Here is a 2,205-nt window from a genome sequence, read left to right on the forward strand (position 1 = left end):
CAGGGCGGGGTGGCCGCGGGGGAGTCGATCGCGGTGCCCCGGTCGGCGCGGTCGCCGCTGTCCGCCAGGGGGATCCCGGTGGAACCGGCCGTGCCCGGTGGGTCGAGCACGGCTTCCGGCAGCGGACCCGATGCCACCGGCCGGCCGGCCTCCAGGAGGGACAGCGCGCGACGGGCCCGGGCCGCGGTGTCCCCGCCCGCCGGATCGGCCAACGCCAGGCAGGCGGCCTCGTCCCCCACCTCGTCCGGAACCCACCTCATCCCGGGGGCGGCACCCCGGGCCGTGCGGTGTTCCGTCCTCGCCGCGTCCGCCGCCACCAGCGGCAGCCACTCCACGGCCCGGGCGGCCAGGTCCGCCGCCCCCGTGGGGTCGATCGGCTCGAGCAGACGGGCGGCGTGAAGCACGGACTCCATCCGCAGGGAGGGACGGGCGGTCTCCGACGCGGCGACGACCGCCAGGGCGTCGGCGGCGGCACGGCGGTCGGCCACCGACCCCGTCAGCTCGTGCCGGCGCGCGAGCGCCCGCCCCAGGTCGGCCCAGCGGGGCACGGCCACCGCCGGGACGGCCCCGGGGGTCGGCGTCACGGGCGGGGCGGCACCGTCAAGGTCCCCCGGGTCATCGTCCCCGCTCCCGCCGGGCCGGCCGCTTCCGCAGGCGTCCAGGAGCACGTCCACGGCGCGCTCCAGGTCGCCCTCGGAACCGGCGTGCGCGTGCCGGTCCCGCAGTACCGCCCCGAGGTTCCCCGACAGCGCCGGCCGCAGCGGATGCTCCGCCGGAAGTGCCGCGATCGCCTCCTCCAGGGCGGCGACCGCGTCGTTGAGGGCGTTGGGATCCCGACCCCGCTCGTGCCGCAGCCACAGGGCGGTGGCCAGGTTGGAGAGCGCGGCCGAGCGGGCCGGCTCCCCCGGCCCGCTCGCGGCGACCGCCCGTCGAGCCGCATCCACGGCCCGTTCGAGGTCCTCCGCCGAGTTCGTGAGCCGGTGCCGCACCTGGAGCAGGGCACCGAGGGCGTCCGGTCGCGCGACGCCGGCCGGGGCGCCGGGCGGGGTGATGGCCACCGCCAACTCCCCGGCCTCCACCGCGGCGTCCAGTGCCGAGGTCTCGCCGGTCCGCTCCCAGCGCAGCCGCAGTGCCGTCGCCAGCGCCTGCAGGCGCTCCGGACGGCGCGAGTCCTCCCCGGCCGGGGCGATCAGCGCACGGCGGGCGCACTCCACGGAGCGTTCGGCCGCCCGCTCGTCCCCCGTCCGCTCCCAGCGCACCCGCAGCGCGAGGCCCAGCAGCGCGAGCGCCTCCGCGCCGGCCGCGGTCACCGGCTCCCCGACGGGGGGAGCGCCCGAGGGGCCCTCCAGGAGGCGGATCGCCTCGTCCACATGCGTGGTGTCGGTGCCCGGCGCGCGTTCCCCGACGGCGATCAGGGCGGCGGCCGGCGCACCGGTGACGACCTCCCGCCGGACCCGTTCCTCCTCGGTCCCCCCGTCCGCGGGGACGGGGAGCGTCACGGCGAGACGCGCGAGACGCAGGGCCTCCAGCAGGTCGGGCGACTCCGCGCCGAGGTCTCCGGCGGGGGATTCGCCCGACCCGTGTCGCCACAGCAGCCACCGTGACAGGTGGGCCAGGGCGAGGGGGCGGTCCCGGTGCTCCCCCGGCAGGTCCCGCAGGACGCGACGCCACAGGGCGATGGTCTCCGAGGTGTCGAAGGCGGTGTCGGGGCCCCCGATGGGGACGGGGGCCCCGAGGGGGTCTCCCGTCAGGACGGGGACGGCGCGCTCCGCCAGCGCGGACAGCGCGGCGGAGGGCAGCCGCCGCACGTGTTCGGCGTCCCGCGGTGCCCACAGGTAGCAGGGCAGGAGGGCGTCCAGGGCGGCCCGGCGCTCGCGTTCGGCGGCCCGGCGACGGAAGCGGATGCCGTCCGCCCGCAGCCACCGCACCCATCCCAGGACGTAGTGCGCCTCGATGAGGGCGGAGCCACCGTCCGGCTCGGCGCCCGGCTCCGGGGACACGTTCAGCAGGGAGGCCAGCCGGTCCGCCTCGCGTCGCGTCCCGCGCTCCAGCACGGGGGAGTGGTCGGCCTCGGTCCGGATGCGACGCAACCGCTGCCGCAGGACGTGCGTCAGTACTCCGCGTTCCCGGCGCACCGCCTCCCCGTCGGAGGCGACACCGCCGGAGACGGCGGGTGGCGGCGGCCCCCCGCCGGTGGTCTTCGGC

The 2,205-nt window shown here is 78.9% G+C and carries 1 pseudogene; it reads right to left on the reverse strand.

Annotation, left to right across the window (positions count from 1 at the left end):
* Positions 1-2,205, reverse strand: a pseudogene (locus FNQ90_RS20400) (hypothetical protein); the annotation flags it as partial.

It is taken from the genome of Streptomyces alkaliphilus (genome assembly GCF_014141535.1).
In the GTDB taxonomy this organism is placed as follows: domain Bacteria; phylum Actinomycetota; class Actinomycetes; order Streptomycetales; family Streptomycetaceae; genus Streptomyces; species Streptomyces alkaliphilus.